The sequence below is a fragment of the Methylobacterium terrae genome, assembly GCF_003173755.1.
In the GTDB taxonomy this organism is placed as follows: Bacteria; Pseudomonadota; Alphaproteobacteria; order Rhizobiales; family Beijerinckiaceae; genus Methylobacterium; species Methylobacterium terrae.
On record NZ_CP029553.1, the window covers coordinates 1,701,184 to 1,720,428 of the forward strand.

Here is a 19,245-nt window from a genome sequence, read left to right on the forward strand (position 1 = left end):
GCGCCGGGGGCGGCGGGTGTAAACGGATCGAGGGACCGCGGTCCGCTCCGATGCGATCGTCAGGCGAGCGAAGGGCGGGGCACCTGCCGGCGCCCCGCCCTTCGATGACCCTCAGTACAGCCCGCCCGCCTGCGCCGCCCGGTCCGCGTCCGGGGGCACCGCGCCCGGTGCCGCCGGCTGGGCGCTCGGCGGGGCCGAGTAGCTGTCCGGCGGGGCGGTGCCGGGCTTGAACGCCTCGAGGAGGCCCCCCTCCGAGCCGCCGGCGCGGGTGCCGCTGGCGGCGTTGACGCGGATCAGCTTGATGCCCGGGGGGACGCGGAACGGCGTCGGCGGCTTGTCCTTCAGGGCGGCCTTGAGGAAGTCGCGGGCGACCGGGGCGGCGAGGCCGCCGCCGGTGGCGCGGTCGCCGAGCGAGCGGGGCTTGTCGTAGCCGATGTAGATGCCGACCGCGAGGTCCGGCGAGAAGCCGACGAACCAGGCGTCCTTGGCGTCGTTGGTGGTGCCGGTCTTGCCGGCGAGCGGCTTGCCGATCTCCTTCAGGATGGTGGCGGTGCCGCGCTGGACCACGCCCTCCATGATCGAGACGATCTGGTAGGCGGTGAGCGGGTCGAGGACCTGCTCGGACTCGTCGACGAGCTTCGGCTCGTCCTGGCCCGACCACTTGTCCGCGTCGCAGCCGATGCACTTGCGGGTGTCGTGGCGGTAGATGGTCTCGCCGTTGCGGTCCTGGATCCGGTCGATCAGGGTCGGGCGGATGCGCCGGCCGCCGTTGTCGAGCATCGAGTAGGCGGTGACCATCCGCATCACGGTGGTCTCGCCGGCGCCGAGCGACATCGGCAGCACGGGGAGCATGTCGTCGTAGACGCCGAAGCGGCGGGCGTACTCGGCGATCAGCGGCATGCCGACATCCTTGGCGAGCCGCACCGTCATCAGGTTCTTCGAGTGCTCGATGCCGTAGCGCAGGGTGTGGGGACCGCCGGACTTGCCGTCGTAGTTCGAGGGCGACCAGGCCTCCTGGCCGGGACCCGCCTCGATGGTGATCGGCGTGTCGAGCACGATCGAGGACGGGGTGTAGCCGTTGTCGAGCGCCGCCGAGTAGACGATCGGCTTGAACGACGAGCCCGGCTGGCGCATCGCCTGGGTGGCGCGGTTGAACTCGCTCTCGTCGTAGGAGAAGCCGCCGACCATCGCGTGGACGCGGCCGGTATAGGGATCCATGGCCACGATGGCGCCGGAGACCTCCGGGATCTGCCGCAGGCGGTAGGCGGTGCCGGCGCCCTCCATCCGCTCGACGTAGACCACGTCGCCCGGGTTGAGCGCCGCCGCGACGCTGCGGCCGGTCCAGCGCACGCCTTCCGCCGTGATGGTTCCGGTGTCGCGGTCCTTCGAGACCTGCCCCGAGCTCTCGCGCTTCGGCTGCAGGCCGATCGTGGCGCGGCCGCCCGAGGTGTCGAGCACCACCGCGAGCCGCCAGGGCTGCACGTCGCCGAGCGCCGGCACCTCGGCCACCGCCATGCCCCAGTCGCGGCCGGCGAGCTCGACCCGGCTCTTCGGCCCGCGCCAGCCGCGGGCCTGGTCGTAGCGCACGAGGCCGTCGACCAGCGCCTTGCGGGCCATCACCTGCATCTTCGGGTCGAGGGTGGTGCGCACCGACAGGCCGCCCTCGTAGAGCTTCTTCTCGCCGTAGCGCTCGGAGATCTCGCGGCGGACCTCCTCGGCGAAGTAGTTCGCGTTGGCGGTGTTCGGCGAGACGCTGCGCGGGTTGACGCCGAGCGGCAGCTTGCGCTCCGATTCGGCCTCCTCCTTGGTGATGTACCCGTTCTGGGCCATCAGGCCGATGATCTCGTTGCGGCGCGCCAGCGCCTGCTGGGTGCGGCGGTAGGGATGGTAGTTGTTCGGGCCCTTCGGCAGGGCCGCCAGGTAGGCCGCCTCGTGGATCGTCAGCTCGTGCACCGACTTGCCGAAATAGTCGAGCGCGGCGGCCGCGATGCCGTGCAGGTTGCGGCCCGGCACGATCGTGCCGAGGAAGATCTCGTTGAGGTAGAGCTCGAGGATCTTGTCCTTCGAGTAGGTCGACTCGATGCGCAGGGCGATCAGCGCCTCGCGGATCTTGCGGTCGAAGGTCTGCTCGGAGGAGAGCAGGAAGTTCTTGGCGACCTGCTGGGTGATGGTCGAGGCGCCCTGCTTCTTGCCGCTCGACGCGTTGGTCACGATCGCCCGGACGACGCCCTCGGGATCGATGCCGTTGTGCTTGTAGAAGTTCTTGTCCTCGGCCGACAGGAAGGCCGCGACGACGATCTTCGGCATCGCCTGGATCGGCAGGTAGAGCCGGCGCTCGCGGGCGTACTCGGCGAGCAGGCTGCCGTCGGCGGCGTGGACGCGGGTCATCACCGGCGGCTCGTAATTGGCGAGCGCCGCGTGGTCGGGCAGGTCGCGCGAGTACTTCCAGAAGAAGTAGCCGCCCGCCGCGGCGCCGACGACGACCGCCATCGCACCGATGCTGAACAGGAAGCCGAAGAAGCGGAGGATGAAGCGCATCGAAACCCGATCCGTCGATGATGCCGCGCGGCCCTCAGGGCCTGACGTGTAGCCCGAGACTGGTGGCGGAGGCCACGCCCGGGCACGGCTCCTCACGAGAACGCGACCGTCACGACGACGCGCGAACCGCTCCCGCGCTTAGCGGAGGAGGACCGCGAAATCCAGGACAGCGAGGGGCCGACGGGTCCCTATCGACACGGGATCTATGGTGAAACTGGGGCGGGTCCGCCCGGCGCGCCCTGACCCTGGGTGATCTGGGTGGGAGAGATCTGGGCCGCCTTGCCGATCCGGGGCGCCTCCGCCGCGCGGGCGGTGGCGGCCGGCGGCAGGCGGGCGGCGAAGAACGCCTCGATGGCGCCGGCCATCTGGGCGGTGACGTTGCCGCGCCACTCGTCGGAGAGCAGCAGGTCGAGGTCGCGCTTGCTCGACAGGTAGCCGAGTTCGACCAGCACCGAGGGCACGTCGGGCGAGCGCAGCACCCGGAAGCCCGCCTCGCGGTGGGGCTTCACGCTCATCTCCATCACGCCCGAGAGGCGGCCGAACAGCCCCTTGGCGAACCGGGCCGAGAAGCCGCGGGTCTCGCGCAGGGTCAGCTCGTGCAGGATGTCGGCGACGTCGCTCGGACCCTCGCCCTGGTCGGCGCCGGCGGCGGCATCCGCCTTGTTCTCGCGGTCGGCGAGCCGGGCCGACTCGGCGTCGGTCGCCTTCTCGGAGCCGGTATAGATGGTGGCGCCGCGCACCTGGGGGGCGGCCGAGATCGAATCGGCGTGGATCGACACGAACAGGTCGGCCCTCGCGTCGCGGGCGATGCGCACCCGCTCGGCCAGAGGCACGAACACGTCGCGGTCGCGGGTCATCTGAACCCGGATCCGGCCGCCGGCCTCGAGGCGCTGCACCAGCCCCTGGGCGACCCCGAACACGATGTCCTTCTCGTAGACGCCGTTGCCCGCGATGGCACCAGGATCGATGCCGCCATGGCCGGCATCCACGATGACGAGGGGACGCGAATCACCCGGATCCCGGGACGGCGGGCCCGCCGCGCGGGCGGGCTCCGGCGGCTGGGCAGCGCGCCGGAAGGCCTCACGGTCGCTGCGGGCGAGATCGATGGTGAGCAGGGTCGCCCCGTCCCGCGGCCGGGTGGTGGTGGCGACCCGCGCCACCGTGGCGGCCTGGGCGAGGTCGATGACGATGCGCGAGCGCCCGGGGGCGAACAGTCCGTAGCGGTAGGAGGCGACGAGGCCGTCGCGCTTGCGGCCAGCCTCGGGCGGCAGTTGGAAGTTGACCTCGGGCAGGTCGACGATCGCCCGGTCGGGCCGCTCCATCACGAAGGCCCGGGCCTCGACGGGCCGCGACAGCACCACGGTCAGGCGGGTGCCGCCCTCCGGGACGGCGCTCGTCTCGGCGGCGATCGCCACCGCGGGGCGCTCCGCGGCCGAACGCTCCGGGGCTTGGCGCTCGGAGGTCTGGCGCTCGGACGTCTGGCGCTCGGACGTCTGGCGCTCTTGGGCGCCGGAGCCCGCCACCGGCGCGGCGAGGCCGGCGGCCGGCAGGGCGGCGGGCAGGACGAGGCCCGCGGCCAGGAGGGCAGCGCGGAGCGGCAGGCGGATCGGATTTGCGCGTCGTGTCGGCATGGTCTCGCGGCGACCTGAAGGCGGCATCCCCGTTACGCGATAACCGCGTCATGGTTAACGCATCGCGAAGGCCTTCGGATCGCCGGCGCCCGGCTGTGGCCGCGCGGGTACAGCGGGGATCCCCGGGGAATCCCCGGGGGATCGCCGCCGCTCGGCCCCGCTCCCCGGCCCATCGCCGCGTTGGTGCTTGCAAATTCCTCCGGACACTCTGTAATGATGATGACCCCTGCCCGTTGCCGCCGGCTTCTCGCCGCGGACCACGGGCTCGCCCGGGCGCTCCCGCAGCGGCATCGGCGCTGGCCGGCCGCAGGCGGATCGTCCGACGATCTCGCGAGCCGGGCAGGTGTCTCTGGATCCGCGGCGGCGTTCGCGAACGTCGTCGCCCGTTTTTCACCGGCGGCCGGACCTCAGCGTCCCGGCGCCTCGATTCGAAAGGTCGGTGGGAGTATGCGCGGACGCACAGCCTCGGCTCTCGAAGCTGCTGCCCCGGGCGCGCGCATCCGGCGTCGCGCCCGTCCGCGCCCCCTGCCCCCGGCCCTCGTCAACCCCTCGCGCGCGTGGATGCGCGCAGCGGCGATTGACGGCATCCCCCGCACGACATCATCCGCCGCGCCCGACCGGGCACGGCATGGGAGAGCCCTCCCGGCGCAGGTTTCCGCGCCCGGGGCGGCACCGGACTACGGAGGCTCGTCCTCCCGCGCACGGCCAGGATCGCCGAGGTCCCCATCCTCGCGGTCCGTTCCCGGATGGCCCCGTCCAGCGGCGCTGCCGTCTGTCGCCATGCCGAAAGTTCGTCATGGCCAACAAGATGCTCATCGATGCCGCCCACCCGGAAGAGACCCGGGTGGTGACGGTCAAGGGTTCCAAGGTCGAGGAATTCGACTTCGAATCCGCTAGCCGCCGCCAGCTGCGGGGCAACATCTATCTCGCCAAGGTCACGCGGGTCGAGCCGTCGCTGCAGGCCGCCTTCGTCGAGTACGGGGGCAACCGCCACGGCTTCCTCGCCTTCAGCGAGATCCATCCCGACTACTACCAGATCCCGATCGCGGACCGGATGGCGCTCCTCGAGGAGGAGGCCCGGGCCGAGCGCGAGCACGAGGAGCGCCCCGAGCGGCAGGAACGCAGCGAGCGCCAGGAACGCGGCGAGCGCCAGGAGCGCGGCGACCAGCCGCGGCGCCGGCGCCGGCGCGGCCGCCGGGCCGAGGCCTCGTCGCGCCCGTCCGACGCCGTGGTGAGCGCCCCCGCCGAGGACGTGCAGGGAGTCGACGCGCGCGCCTCCGATGCGGAATCCGGAGCCGAGGCGAGTGCGTGGCAGGACGCGCATCCCGGGGAGACGGTCGGGCAGGAGACGTTCGTGCAGGAGGCCCCGCGGCCGGAGGGCTTCGAGCCCGAGGGCGGCGAGCACCCGGCGCAGGAGACCGCGTCGGCCGGGACCCAGGACGGCGCCGAGGTGCCTGCACGGGAGACCGCCCCGGACGCGGGCGAGACCCATGCCGAGGTTCACGCCGCGCAGGGCCGTGCCGGCGAAGCTCCCGCCGCCGAGGCTCCTGCCGGCGAGCCCGCCCCGTCGCAGGAGAGCGTGACTGAGATCGCGCCGGAGACACCGGTGGAGATCGCCGCCGCGGTGTCGGCCGAGCCCGCGCCGGTCGAGACCACCGACGCCGCCCCCGAGGCCGAGGCGCCGGCGGCCGACGCCCCCGAGGTTCACGCCGCCGAGCTTCCCGCCGCTGAGATTCCCGCCGGCGAGACGACGGACGAGGTCGTGCTGCCTCAGCCCGTCGCCGCCTCGCAACCGGTCGATGCGGACGAGGCCGTCGCCGAGTCGGACGACGAGGACGAGGACGACGATGAGGACGACTCGGACGAGGAGGACGACGAGGACGAGGACGAGGACGACGGGGAAGACGACGAGGACGACGAGGATCACGAGGAGGCGGTCGTCGAGCAGGTCGGCGGCCGCGGCGACGCGCTCGCCGAGATCCCCGAGCGGCCCCGCACCCCGCGCCGGCACTACAAGATCCAGGAGGTGATCAAGCGCCGGCAGGTCATCCTGGTCCAGGTCGTCAAGGAGGAGCGCGGCACCAAAGGCGCGGCGCTCACCACCTACCTGTCGCTCGCCGGCCGCTACTCGGTGCTGATGCCCAATACCGGTCGGGGCGGCGGCATCTCGCGCAAGATCACCAGCGCGGCCGACCGCAAGCGCCTGAAGGAGATCGCCACCGACCTCGAGGTGCCCGATGGGATGGGCGTCATCCTGCGCACGGCCGGCGCCTCGCGCACCAAGCCGGAGATCAAGCGCGACTTCGAGTACCTGATGCGGCTGTGGGAGAGCGTGCGCGAGCTGACGCTGACCTCCTCGGCGCCGGCGCTCGTCTACGAGGAGGGCTCGCTGATCAAGCGCGCCATCCGCGACCTCTACAACAAGGACATCGACGAGGTTCTGGTCGCGGGCGAGGACGCCTACCGCGAGGCCAAGGACTTCATGCGGATGCTGATGCCGACGCAGTCGAAGGTGGTGAAGCCCTACCGCGACCCGACGCCGGTCTTCGCCCGCTTCGGGATCGAGCAGCAGCTCGACGCGATGTTCTCCAACCACGTCTCCCTGCGCTCGGGCGGCTACCTCGTCATCAACCCGACCGAGGCCCTGGTCTCGATCGACGTGAACTCGGGGCGGGCGACCCGCGAGCACGACATCGAGGACACCGCGCTCAAGACGAACCTGGAGGCCGCCGAGGAGGTGGCGCGCCAGCTGCGCCTGCGCGACCTCGCCGGGCTGATCGTCATCGACTTCATCGACATGGAGGAGAAGCGGAACAACCGCGCCGTCGAGAAGAAGCTGAACGAGTGCCTGAAGAACGACCGTGCCCGCATCCAGGTCGGTCGGATCTCGCCGTTCGGCCTGCTCGAGATGTCGCGCCAGCGCATCCGCACCGGCGTGCTCGAATCCTCCTCGGTGCCCTGCCCGCATTGCGGCGGCTCGGGCTTCGTGCGCGCGACCGCCTCGGTGGCCCTGCTGATCCTGCGGGCGATCGAGGAGGCCTTGATCAAGTCGAACAGCCACAACCTGGTGCTGCGCACCCGGACCGAGGTGGCGCTCTACATCCTCAACCAGAAGCGCGCCCACCTGCACGAGCTCGAGGCGCGGTTCGGCGTCGCGATCATCATCTCGGCCGACGAGCGGCTCGCCGCCACCTCGGCCTTCCATCTCGAGCGCGGCGAGCCGGCCCAGCGGGTCGAGCCGCGCCCCGTGACGAGCATCCGGGCCGAGGCGGTGCTGCCGCCCCCGCTCGAGGAGGAGGATGAGGACGAGGAGATCGTCGAGGAGACGGTCGAGACCGACGAGGCCGAGGCCGAGGCGGATGCCGAGGGTGAGGACGAGGCCGGGGAGGCCGAGGCCGCCGACGGGGCTCCGCGCGGCGACGACGAGGGCGGGGGCAAGCGCCGCCGGCGCCGCCGGCGGCGGCGGGGCCGGGGCGAGCGCTCCGACGAGTCGGAGGCCGAGGGCGGCGAGGGCGAGGAGGCTGCTGAGCCCTTCGAGGCCGCGACCCCGGACGCGGTGTCGATCCCGATCACCGAGGACGGGGCGGCCCCCGCCCGCGGCGAGCGCGAGAGCCGCGAGGACGCTCTGAGCCGGCGCCGTCGGCGCGGGCGCCGCGGCGGCCGCGGGCGCGACCGCTTCGAGGAGACCGGCGGCTCGATCGGCGACGAGGTTGTGGTCGGGTCCGAGCCCGGCGAGGCCGGCGTCGACCTGGTGCAGGACGCCCTCGCCGAGGAGATCGTCGCCCTCGACGAGATCGCCGGACCGGCGCCCGAGGCGGTCGGCAGCCCGGTCGCGGCGCCGGACCTCCCGGCGGTCGAGCGCGAGGCCCTGACCGTCGAGGCGATCGAGGCCCCGGCGCCGGTCGGTGCGTCCGAGACCGGCCACCCGGCCGAATCCGTCCTGGGGTCGCAGCCCGGTGCCGAGTCCGCCGCCGAGGCGCCGGCTCCCGCGCCGGAGCCCGAGCCCGAGCCCGTGGCGGTCGTGCTGACCCCGCCCGATCCGGATCGCCCGAAGCGGGCCGGCTGGTGGTCCCGCACCAAGGCGGCGATCGGCGGCGAGTGAGCGGGTCCGGGACGGGCGTCAGGCCCGTCTCGCCGACGACATGATGGTAGAGAACCCGGGCCGCGCTTCGACGGGAGCGCGGCCCGGCTCGTTCACGGCCCCCGCGCTTTCCGAGCCCGAAACAGGCTCGAACGAAACAGGCCACAAGGTGCCGATGCGCCGGGCCTCTCGACGACGCCGCAGCGCCGGCGAGGCGCCACGGTACAAGTCCAGTGAAGCTGTCGCGAATGACGGCGTGTCGGACCGCCGTTGTGTCGGCGACACTGACCCTGCGGCATGTAACGCGCTAGATGCGGGATCCGGGGCGCCGTTAACGGAACCGATACGGGATGCGCGGGAAATCGTCCTGATGCCTGCCCGAGCCTTCACCATGTTCCTGTCCCGTCGCCTCCCTCCGCCCGCCCCCGTCGAGACGCCCGAGATGGTCGAGGGCCGCCTCGCCGTCATCGTCGACCAGGCGGGCACGGCCGGAGCGCAACTGGGGAGCGGGCCGCTCGCGAGCGCCCTGGGACGCATCCTCGGCCAGATGCGTGGCAGCGCTGCCGCGGACCTCGCCAGCACCGCCCGGGTCGCCGCGGACGCCTCGGAGGGCGCGACGGTCCTCGGCTGGATGACCCACGATGCCGGCGAGATCGCCGGGCAGACCCGCGCCATGGCGGCGGCGGTGGAGGAGGTCGCAGCCTCGACCCGGGAGCTCGCCGGCCGCTCGCAGGCGAGCGCCGACGCGGCCGAGAAGGCGAGCGGCGGCATCGCGGCCTGCGCGGCGGACATGCGCGAGGCGAGCCGTACCATGGCGGCGATCGAGACCCATGCCGGGCAGATCGAGCAGCGCCTGACCGGCTTCGAGGGCGCGGCGCTGCAGATCCAGGAGATGGCCGGCACGATCGAGGCGATCTCGAGCCAGACCAACCTCCTGGCGCTCAACGCGACGATCGAGGCGGCGCGCGCCGGCGAGGCGGGACGCGGCTTCGCCGTCGTGGCGGCGGAGGTCAAACAGCTCTCGGGCCAGACCGCGCGCGCGACCGAGCAGATCCGCGGCCGCCTGGCGGTGCTGCTGCAGGAGCTCGCGGCGATCCAGGACGCCGTGGTCGAGAGCCGAAACGCGGTGGCGGACGGCACCGCCGCGGTCGCCCGCGTCGAGGCCCGCGTGGCGCAGGAGGGCGAGGCCGTCGCCCGCTCGGCAGAGGGCATCCGGGCGCTCGCCGAGGTGCTCGGCCAGCAGGAATCGGCGACCGCCGAGATCTCCGCCGGCGTGCAGCAGGTCGCCAGCAAGGCGCAGAAGACCCGGGAGGAGATCGACGGCCTGATGACGATCCTGGTGCGGGCCGAGACGGCGGCGCAAGCCGCCCTCGAGACCGGCGCGGCCCGGGACCTGCCGGCCTATCCGCTCGTGCGCCTGCCCGCCGATGTCGGGGTCTGGAAGCGCCGCCTCGCGGCGGCCCTGGTCGGGCTCGGGCCCGTGACCGCGGCCGTCCCGCCCTTCGGCGCCGGCACGGCGGCCGAACTGGGCGTCGAGTCCACCGATCCCGCCGCCGCCCGGCTGCTCGCGGCGAGCACCGAGGCCCGGCGCCAGGCCGCCGCGATGGCCGACGCCCTGGGGGCGAGCGCCTGGGACAAGGCGATCCCGGCCTTCCAGGCCTTCGAGGCCGCCGCCAAGACGATGGTCGCCGTGGCCGGCGAGATCACGGCGCGCTGAGGGCGGTCCGCGGCCCAGCGTCGCGGGTCTCGTACCGCAGCACCGTCGAACGGGCTCGTTCGACGGTGCCGGGCAAGCCCGACCGGGCGCCGGCGCCCGTGCGCCGAACGCTGATGCATCGACGTGTCGATGCATCAGCGCGAGGGTCTAAGGTGTGGATCGAGGGAATCCGGCCGTTCGGACCGGATCCCGGGGGCCGTCACGGGAGGAACGCGCATGAGCAACCCGAATCCCGAAACCCCGGCGATCGCGCCCGTGCAGGGCGGTCTCGTCACCTACCTGATGCTCGACGGGGCCCTGAAGGCGGCCGAGTTCTACGTCGCGGCCTTCGGGGCCGAGATCGTCGCGGCGATGCCGGCCGATCCGCAGGGCCGGACCCCGCACGTGCACCTGCACGTCAACGGCTCGTCGCTGATGCTGAGCGACGCCTTTCCCGAGCACGGCTGCGCCCTCGAGGCGCCGCAGGCCTTCACCCTGACCCTGATGGTCGAGGACATCGACGCCCGCTACGCCCGCGCCGTCGAGGCGGGCGCCATCGCCGTGTCGCCGCCGGCCGAGATGTTCTGGGGCGACCGCTACGGCCAGCTGCGCGACCCCTTCGGCGTGACCTGGGCGATGAACCAGCAGACGCAGCGATAGGAGGCCGGCCATGAGCGATGCGGCCAAGATCGATGCGGCCATGAGCGATGCGGCGAACGCCGGCGGGAGCGGGCGGGAGCTCGTCCTCACCCGCCTGATTTCCGCCTCCCCCGCCGCGCTCTACCGCGCCTGGACCGAGCCGGCTTTCCTGAAGCGGTGGTTCGCCCCGCGGCCCTTCACGGTCGAGGAGGCCGAGACCGAGCTTCGGCCCGGCGGCACCACCCGCATCGTGATGCGGGGGCCGGACGGCGCGACCTTCGCGAGTGCGGGCGTCTACCTCGAACTCGTCGAGAACGCCCGCATCGTCTTCACCGACGCCTATATCCGGGCCTGGGAGCCGTCGCGGAAGCCGTTCTTCACCGGCATCATCACCTTTGAGCCGGAGGGCGAGGCCACGCGCTACACCGCCCGGCTCCTGCACTGGACGCCGGAGGACCGCGCCGCGCACGAGGCGATGGGCTTCCACGACGGCTGGGGCCGCTGCGCCGACCAGCTCGCCGAACTCGCCGCCGGATCGTAGCCGGCACGATCCCGGAGGCGCACCATGACGACCGTCAGCACCTGCCTGTGGTTCGAGCGCGACGCCGAGGCGGTGCGCCGCTACGTCGCCCTGGTGCCGGGCTCGCGGCTCGGGCCGATCCTGCGCGCGCCCGGGCCCTAGCCCGGCGGCGCGCCCGGCGACGCGATCCTGGTGGAGTTCACCCTCGGCGGCCAGAGCTTCCAGGCCCTGAACGGCGGGACCCGGGCGGATTACGGCACCGCCGCCTCGATCTCGGTCTCGTGCCCGGACCAGGCCGGGATCGACCGCCTGTGGCAGGGGCTGCTCGCCGAGGGCGGCGCGGAGATCCAGTGCGGCTGGCTGCGCGACCGCTGGGGCGTGCCGTGGCAGATCGTCCCCGAGATCCTGCCGCGCCTCGTCGCCGACCCGGACCCCGCCATCGCCGCCCGCGTGTTCGCGGCGATGCAGGGCATGGTCCGGCTCGACGTCGCGGCGATCGAGCGAGCGGCCGCGGGCTGAGCGCGCAGGCCCTCGCCTCCGGCTTGCCTTTCCGCTCGTCGGCGCCATCCTCCCCGGACGGCCGCAAGGTCAAGCCGAGGATCGACCGAGCGTCGAGCGACGAGGAGCCCCGATGACCGACGACGAGACCTTCATGGCGCGCGCCATCGCGCTGTCGGAGCACACCGCCCTCGTCGAGAGCGCCGGCGGCGCCTTCGGGGCGGTGATCGTGCGCGACGGCGCGGTCATCGGCGAGGGCGCGAACCGGGTCGTCGCCGAGAACGACCCGACCTGGCACGCCGAGATGGCGGCGATCCGCGACGCGTGCCGGAAGGAGGGCAGCTTCAAGCTGCCGGGCGCCACGCTCTACACCTCGGCCGAACCCTGCCCGATGTGCATGGCGGCGGCCTACTGGGCCGGCATCTCGCGGATCTTCTACGCCTCGACCAACGAGGACGCGCTCCGCCACGGCAACTTCGACGACAGCATGATCTACGAGGAGGTCCGCAAGCCCGCGGATCAGCGCAAGATCCCGATTCGCCAGATCATGCGGGCCGAGGCGATCGAGGTCTGGAAGCGCTACGAGGCCAAGGCCGACCGGGTGCCGTACTGACGGGCGACGAAGCGGGGCAACCCGGGCCGGCGACCTGGCGTTATCCTCGGTGGGGTTGACGCACGGACAGGAGCCCCGAGACGCCGTCCGGAGCGCCGGCCGCAACCCTCGCAGGTTCGAACCATCGAAGGAGGCTCCATGCGTCGCACACCGTACCTCGCCGTCCTCCTCGCGGCTTTCCTCGCCCCCGCCCCGCTCCTCGCGCAAGGAGAGCCGCCCGCCCGGGACCCCGGGGTCACCGGCTCGCTCGGCCCCGCCACCCGCGACACCACCGGCGTCGGCCAGACCAAGCCGCCGGGCGCGGCGCTCGGCCCGGATTCCGGGCTGACCCCGGAATTGCGGGAGCGCGACCGCGAGCTTCAGCGCGCGATCGATACCGGCATCTGCACGGGTTGCACCGAGTGATCCGGCCACGCTCGGCCGAGCGCATTAATCCGCTCTGCATTAGACGGAATGAGCGGTTGCAGCCCCGGCGCGCGGGCCACTAAATCCGCCGCAACCGGCCCGGACGCCCTGCGGGCGATCGTATAGGCCAAAACAGAGACGAGACAGGGAGAGCGCGATGAGCCAGCGGGTCGTCGAGGTCAGCCAGGATGCGCGCGCGCGGGCGCATATCGACGAGGCGAAGTATCAGGCCTGGTACGAGGCCTCGATCCGCGATCCCGAAGCGTTCTGGCGCGAGCACGGCAAGCGGATCGACTGGTTCACGCCCTACGCCAAGGTCAAGGAGACGACGTTCGGACCGGTCGACGTCTCGATCAAGTGGTTCTCCGACGGCGTCACCAACGCCGCCTACAATTGCATCGACCGGCACCTCGACACCCGCGGCGACCAGGTGGCGATCATCTGGGAGGGCGACGACCCGTCGGAGTCGCGCCACATCACCTACCGCGAACTGCACGCGGAAGTGTGCCGGATGGCCAACGTCCTGCGCAACCGCGGCGTCTCGAAGGGCGACCGCGTCACGATCTACCTGCCGATGATCCCCGAGGCCGCCTACGCGATGCTGGCCTGCGCCCGGCTCGGCGCGATCCACTCGGTGGTGTTCGGCGGCTTCTCGCCGGATTCGCTCGCCGGCCGCATCCAGGGCTGCGACTCGAAGCTCGTCATCACCGCCGACGAGGGCCTGCGCGGCGGCCGCAAGGTGCCGCTGAAGGCCAATGTCGACGCGGCGATCCAGCGCCTTCCCGCCGACAGCGTCGACCACGTCGTCGTGGTGCGCCGCACCGGCGGCGCGGTCGAGATGGACCCGGTCCGCGACGTCTACTACGACGCGGCGGCCGCCCAGGTCACCGACGAGTGCCCGGTCACCCACGTCGAGGCCGAGCACCCGCTGTTCCTGCTCTACACCTCGGGCTCGACCGGCCAGCCGAAGGGCGTCGTCCACACCACCGGCGGCTACCTCGTCTACGCGTCGATGACGCATCAATACGTCTTCGACTACCACGAGGGCGACATCTACTGGTGCACCGCCGATGTCGGCTGGGTCACCGGGCACTCCTACATCCTGTACGGGCCGCTGGCGAACGGCGCCACGACCCTGATGTTCGAGGGCATCCCGACCTACCCGTCGATCTCGCGGTTCTGGGACGTCGTCGACAAGCACAAGGTCAACATCTTCTACACCGCGCCGACCGCGATCCGCTCGCTGATGGGCGCCGGCGAGGAGCCGGTGAAGAGGACCTCGCGCCAGTCCCTGCGGGTGCTGGGTTCGGTCGGCGAGCCGATCAATCCCGAGGCCTGGGAATGGTACTACCGGGTCGTCGGCGACGAGCGCTGCCCGATCGTCGACACCTGGTGGCAGACCGAGACCGGCGGTATCCTGATCACCCCGCTCCCCGGCGCCACCCCGCTCAAGCCCGGCTCGGCGACGCGGCCGTTCTTCGGCGTCAAGCCGGTGGTGGTCGACGCCGACAACACGATCCTGGAGGGTGCCTGCGAGGGCAACCTCTGCATCGACGAGTCCTGGCCGGGCCAGATGCGCACGGTGTGGGGCGACCACGAGCGCTTCGTGCAGACCTACTTTTCCACCTTCCCGGGCCGCTACTTCTCGGGCGACGGCTGCCGGCGCGACGCCGACGGCTACTATTGGATCACCGGCCGGGTCGACGACGTCATCAACGTCTCGGGCCACCGGATGGGCACGGCGGAGGTCGAATCGTCCCTCGTCGCGCACCCGAAGGTCTCCGAGGCCGCGGTGGTCGGCTATCCCCACGACATCAAGGGCCAGGGCATCTACGCCTACGTCACCCTGATGCAGGGCGAGGAGCCCTCCGACGACTTGCGCAAGGAGCTCGTCACCTGGGTGCGCAAGGATATCGGGCCGATCGCCTCGCCCGACCTGATCCAGTTCGCCCCCGGCCTGCCCAAGACCCGCTCCGGCAAGATCATGCGCCGCATCCTGCGCAAGATCGCCGAGAACGAGTTCTCCTCGCTCGGCGACACCTCGACGCTGGCCGAGCCGGCGGTGGTCGACGACCTGATCGAGAACCGCCAGAACCGCAGCAAGTGACCGCGACGGCCGGGGCCCACGTCGGGCCCCGGCTTTTCATCCAGCGATGAACGGCCGCGCTTCTCAGACCTTCGTCGTAGCGCGCGCCTTTTCAGTCTCTTTGCGCTGGCATTTGCCGAAAAATCAGGTCATCCGCCTCTTGCGCCGCAGCAAATGCCGCCGCGCACGCTCACCCTGGCAAGACCAGGTGCAACACAGCACACACCGAAGCACCGGCTTCACTGCCCCGTGCCGCCCTCGGCGCGCGGCGGAGCCTTGCCCGGACACAGAAGCGAAACACAGGGGAGGCCCGCCGATGGCAGAGGCAGACACCGCACGGGTTCTGGCGAGCCCGACATTCCGACAATTGGTGACAGAGCGCACGCGTTTCGGCTGGATCCTGTCCGGCGCGATGCTGGGCATCTACCTCGTCTTCATCCTGCTCGTCGCCTTCGCGCACGGTCTGATGGCGACGAAGGTCGGCTCCGGCGTGACCTCGCTCGGCATCGTGCTCGGCCTCGTCGTCATCGTCGCCGCCTTCGTCCTCACCGGGATCTACGTCGCCCGGGCCAACGGCCGCTTCGACGACCTGACCCGCGACCTCAACCGGGAGCTCGGCCGATGAGCGCGCGCCGCATCGCCATCGTGGCGCTCCTCACGATCGTCGGAGCCGGCGCGGCCCTGGCCGCCGGACCGGATCTCGGCGCCGTGCAGAAGCAGGCGACGAACTGGACCGCCGTCGCCATGTTCCTGCTCTTCGTGCTCGCCACGCTGGGCATCACCTACAAGGCCGCCGCGGGCTCGAAGTCGGCCGCCGACTTCTACGCCGCCGGCGGCGGCATCTCGGCCGGCCAGAACGCGCTCGCCATCGCGGGCGACTACATGTCGGCGGCCTCGTTCCTCGGCATCTCCGGCCTGGTGTTCTCGTCGGGCTTCGACGGGCTGATCTACTCGATCGGCTTCCTGGTCGGCTGGCCGATCGTGCTGTTCCTGATCGCCGAGCGCCTGCGCAACCTCGGCAAGTTCACCTTCGCCGACGTCGCGAGCTTCCGCCTCGACCAGACCCGGATCCGCATCCTGTCGGCGACCGGCACGCTCGTCGTGGTGGCGTTCTACCTGATCGCCCAGATGGTCGGCGCGGGCAAGCTGATCCAGCTCCTGTTCGGCCTCGACTACCTCACGGCGATCATCGCGGTCGGCATCCTGATGATCGTCTACGTCGCCTTCGGCGGCATGAAGGCGACGACCTGGGTGCAGATCATCAAGGCCTGCCTCCTGCTCGCCGGTGCGTCGTTCATGGCGCTCGCGGTGCTGTGGCGCTACGGCTTCAACCCGGAGGCCCTGTTCGCGGCCGCCGTGCAGGAGCACCCCAAGCACGAGGCGATCATGGCGCCGGGCGGCCTCGTCGCCGACCCGATCTCGTCGCTCTCGCTCGGCATCGGCCTGATGTTCGGCACCGCCGGCCTGCCCCACATCCTGATGCGGTTCTTCACCGTGTCGGACGCGCAGGCCGCCCGCAAGTCGGTGTTCTACGCCACCGGCCTCATCGCCTACTTCTACATCCTGACCTTCATCATCGGCTTCGGCGCGATCACCTTCCTGATGGGCGACCCGAGCTACTTCAAGGCCGGGGCGAACGGCGCCTACGACCGGATCGCCGGGCTCATCGGCGGCAGCAACATGGCGGCGGTGCACCTCGCCAACGCCACCGGCGGGTCGCTCTTCCTCGGCTTCATCTCGGCGGTGGCCTTCGCGACCATCCTCGCGGTGGTGGCCGGCCTGACGCTCGCCGGCGCTTCCGCCGTGAGCCACGACCTCTACGCCCAGGTCTTCGCCCGCGGGCGCACGACCGAGGCCGGCGAGGTCCGCCTGTCGAAGATCGCCGCCGTCGTGATCGGCATCGTGGCGATCTATCTCGGCTACGTGTTCGAGAACCAGAACGTCGCCTTCATGGTCGGCCTCGCCTTCGCGGTGGCGGCGAGCTGCAACTTCCCGGTGCTGGCGATGTCGATCCTGTGGAAGGGCACCACCACGCTCGGCGCCCTCGTCGGCGGCCTCATCGGCCTCGTCAGCGCGGTCGTGATGGTGGTGCTGTCGAAGGCCGTGTGGGTCACCACCTTCGGCCACCCGGCGGCGCTCTTTCCCTACGACAACCCGGCCCTGTTCTCGATGCCGCTGGCCTTCCTCGGCATCTGGATCGTGTCGAAGATCGACAACTCGGCCCGGGCGAAGCGCGAGCGGGCGGCCTTCGAGGCCCAGTACGTGCGCTCCGAGACCGGCATCGGGGCGGCGGGCGCCCACGCGCATTGATGGATGAGGGGCGGCGGCCGGTTGGGCCGCCGCCCCTTCGACGATACGGTTTGTATTGCGAAATGCATGACATCTCCCTACCTTCTCGCGCAGGAGAGATGCCATGTCCGTCAATGCCCGGAAGGATTACCCGATTTCGATGCGCCTGCCAGAGGCCGACCTAGCATTGATCGACCGTGCTGCGAGCCTACGCGGCAGATCCCGCACCGACTTCGTCCGTGAGGCCGCCGTTCTTACGGCGGAAGAAGTGCTGATGGACCAGCGCCTGATTCGCCTCAGCCCCGAAGCGTTCGCGGAATTCATGAGTATCGTTTCGGCGCCCGCCACTGTGGTGCCTGAAATCGTCGAGATCGCCAGACACCGCGCGCCTTGGGAAAACCAAGACAGCGAGGGCTGATACGTGGCCCTGTCCGCGCCCGAACCGCTCTGCGCGTCGCACGATATCTTGGCATTCTCGTGCGGCAAGCCGGGCCTCGACCGCTGGCTCAAGACACGGGCGCTGTCCAACCAAGAGAAAGGCTTCACGGCCGTGATGGTCGTGCACGAGGCCCGCCGGGTGGTCGGTTATTATGGGCTGGCGCCGACGGCCGTCGTCCCGAACGTTCTGCCTCGCGCGATCCGAACCGGGCAGCCCCCCGATCCGGTGCCGTGCCTGCTGCTCGGCCAGCTTGCGACAGATACCGGTTGGGCAGGGCGAGGCATCGGCAAAGGCTTACTCCATCACGCGCTCACGCGCTGTGTGAAGGCGGCGGCACTCGTCGGCGGACGTGCGGTCATGGTTCACGCGGTGGACGACGAGGCCGTGGCATTCTGGCAGCGATGGGGATTCATCGCCACGCGGAACAGCGAATACGAACTCGTCCGTTCGGTCGCCGACATCGCCGCTTCGTTCACGGCCGCTCGGACGTGATGCACTCGGGCGTCGGTATCGGCCAGCCGCCTCAATGCCCGCCCGGCTCCGCGTGCGCCCGCCGGATCCGCCGGACCGTCCACCACACGCCGACCAGCACCAGCGGCACCGCGAGCGCCGTCCCGACCGTCGCGTCCACCGGCACGCCGGCATGGTGCACGCCCTCCAGCACGTGGTGGACGAGGCTCGCGACGTAGTAGGTGATCGCCGCGACCGACAGGCCTTCCACGGTCTGCTGCAGGCGCAGCTGCAGCCGCACCCGGTCGTTCATCGCCTGGAGCTGGGCCTGGTTCTGGCGCTCGAGCTCGATGTCGACCCGGGTGCGCAGCATCTGGGCGGCGCGGGCGAGGCGGCGCGAGAGCAGGTCCTGGCGGTCGGCGATGACGAGGCAGGTGCGGATCGCCGGGTTGTAGCGCCGGGCGAGGAACATCGACCAGCTGGTCTGGCCGGATACGGCGTGCTCGGCCGCCGCCGCGAGGCGCAGGCGCACCAGCTCGTCGTAGGCGCGCGTCGCGCCGAAGCGGAACATCGTGCGCGAGGACCCGGCCTCCAGCTCGGCGGCGAGCGCGATCAGCCGGTCGAGGAGGGCGTGGTTCTCCGAGAACCCTTCGCTGGTGCGCATCGCCTCCATCAGGGTCGGCAGCTCGGTCTCGATCCGCCGGATGGTGGGGCCCAAGCTCTGCGCCTCCGGCAGGCCGAGGAGCGCGAGGGTGCGGTAGGTCTCGATCTCGAGCAGGCGCTGCACCAGGGCGCCGGCGCCGAGCCGGCTCAGCCGCCGGTCCGCCACCACGACGCGGACATAGCCGTGGGGATCGGGCTGGAAGTCCGTCGCGATCACCGCGGCGCCGCTCTCGGCCTCCGCCATGGCGAGGGAGGCGGCGTTGAAGTTCGAGACGATCTCCGGCGGCAGCCCGCCCTCCACCGCCGGCAGCAGGTGCAGGTCGACGGCGACGAGGAGCGGGCCGGGCTGGGCCACCTCGCCCATCGCGCCTTCCAGCGCGTCGGGCTGGGGCTGGAAGGCGTGAGCTTGGGAATCGCCGAACTCCCACGTGTAGGTGGTGAATTCGCTGTGGCTCTCCCAGCGCAGGATGGCTCCGGAGAACACCACCCGATGCTGCTTGGCCCCCGGCGCCGGGCCGGGATGGCCGAGCCCGGTGCAGTAGGCCTCCAGCGCATCGCGGTCGGCCGCGGCGGCGTCGCCGTCGGTCAGGAAGGCGTAGTGCAGGAAGCGGCGCGGCGTCTTGACCGGGGTGAAGGGCCGGGCATGGACCTCCGCCAGCACCCGCGCCCGCAGGGGGTGTTCGTCCAGCCGCATCCG

At 71.6% G+C, this 19,245-nt stretch carries 14 protein-coding genes and 1 pseudogene; 12 read left to right on the forward strand and 3 right to left on the reverse strand.

The genetic code is table 11. The features are described 5' to 3' along the window. Positions 1–111: 111 nt before the first annotated feature. Both DK419_RS07645 and DK419_RS07650 read right to left on the reverse strand, forming a co-directional pair. Entirely contained in the window at positions 112–2,538 is a 2,427-nt protein-coding gene (locus DK419_RS07645; protein ID WP_109958556.1) for a penicillin-binding protein 1A, read from the reverse strand. Positions 2,539–2,741: 203 nt separating this feature from the next. After that, complete coding sequence (locus tag DK419_RS07650; RefSeq protein WP_245442866.1) at positions 2,742–4,169, reverse strand: N-acetylmuramoyl-L-alanine amidase; 1,428 nt, start codon at positions 4,167–4,169, stop codon at positions 2,742–2,744. 796 nt (positions 4,170–4,965) lie between these two features. On the opposite strand from DK419_RS07650, the gene DK419_RS07655 reads away from it, so the two are divergent. From DK419_RS07655 to DK419_RS07710, 12 genes and pseudogenes are all read left to right on the forward strand, one after another. Then, positions 4,966–8,271 carry an Rne/Rng family ribonuclease gene (locus DK419_RS07655; RefSeq protein ID WP_109958557.1) on the forward strand — a complete coding sequence of 1,102 codons (3,306 nt, stop codon included), beginning with the start codon at positions 4,966–4,968 and terminating at the stop codon, positions 8,269–8,271. 349 nt (positions 8,272–8,620) lie between these two features. After that, on the forward strand, positions 8,621–9,967 hold the full coding sequence (locus tag DK419_RS07660) for a methyl-accepting chemotaxis protein (RefSeq protein WP_245442867.1): 1,347 nt from the start codon (positions 8,621–8,623) through the stop codon (positions 9,965–9,967). 216 nt (positions 9,968–10,183) lie between these two features. Further along, positions 10,184–10,606 (forward strand): VOC family protein, encoded by a 423-nt coding sequence (locus tag DK419_RS07665; protein ID WP_109958559.1) that lies wholly within the window; start codon positions 10,184–10,186, stop codon positions 10,604–10,606. A 10-nt stretch (positions 10,607–10,616) separates the two neighbouring features. Further along, positions 10,617–11,126: an SRPBCC family protein gene (locus DK419_RS07670; protein WP_425352641.1), complete on the forward strand. Its 510-nt coding sequence runs from the start codon at positions 10,617–10,619 to the stop codon at positions 11,124–11,126. A 24-nt stretch (positions 11,127–11,150) separates the two neighbouring features. Continuing rightward, a pseudogene (locus DK419_RS07675) lies at positions 11,151–11,624 on the forward strand (VOC family protein). Positions 11,625–11,736: 112 nt separating this feature from the next. Next, positions 11,737–12,216, forward strand: a complete 480-nt coding sequence (locus DK419_RS07680) for a nucleoside deaminase (protein WP_109958560.1) — start codon at positions 11,737–11,739, stop codon at positions 12,214–12,216. 138 nt (positions 12,217–12,354) lie between these two features. Further along, the gene (locus DK419_RS07685; protein WP_109958561.1) at positions 12,355–12,621 is read left to right on the forward strand and encodes a hypothetical protein; all 267 of its coding nucleotides are present in this window, start codon (positions 12,355–12,357) and stop codon (positions 12,619–12,621) included. Between the two features lie 157 nt (positions 12,622–12,778). Next, on the forward strand, positions 12,779–14,728 hold the full coding sequence (gene acs / locus DK419_RS07690) for an acetate--CoA ligase (protein WP_109958562.1): 1,950 nt from the start codon (positions 12,779–12,781) through the stop codon (positions 14,726–14,728). 295 nt (positions 14,729–15,023) lie between these two features. After that, on the forward strand, positions 15,024–15,332 hold the full coding sequence (locus DK419_RS07695) for a DUF485 domain-containing protein (RefSeq protein WP_109958563.1): 309 nt from the start codon (positions 15,024–15,026) through the stop codon (positions 15,330–15,332). Further along, on the forward strand, positions 15,329–17,017 hold the full coding sequence (locus tag DK419_RS07700; RefSeq protein ID WP_109958564.1) for a cation acetate symporter: 1,689 nt from the start codon (positions 15,329–15,331) through the stop codon (positions 17,015–17,017). Before DK419_RS07695 ends, DK419_RS07700 begins: the two co-directional genes overlap by 4 nt. 103 nt (positions 17,018–17,120) lie before the next feature. After that, complete coding sequence (locus tag DK419_RS07705) at positions 17,121–17,414, forward strand: type II toxin-antitoxin system TacA family antitoxin (protein WP_109958565.1); 294 nt, start codon at positions 17,121–17,123, stop codon at positions 17,412–17,414. 3 nt (positions 17,415–17,417) lie between these two features. After that, positions 17,418–17,927, forward strand: a complete 510-nt coding sequence (locus DK419_RS07710) for a GNAT family N-acetyltransferase (RefSeq protein WP_109958566.1) — start codon at positions 17,418–17,420, stop codon at positions 17,925–17,927. A 31-nt stretch (positions 17,928–17,958) separates the two neighbouring features. On the opposite strand, the gene DK419_RS07715 is transcribed toward DK419_RS07710, so the two are convergent. Beyond that, positions 17,959–19,242 (reverse strand): DUF3422 family protein, encoded by a 1,284-nt coding sequence (locus DK419_RS07715; RefSeq protein WP_109958567.1) that lies wholly within the window; start codon positions 19,240–19,242, stop codon positions 17,959–17,961. Positions 19,243–19,245: the final 3 nt, after the last annotated feature.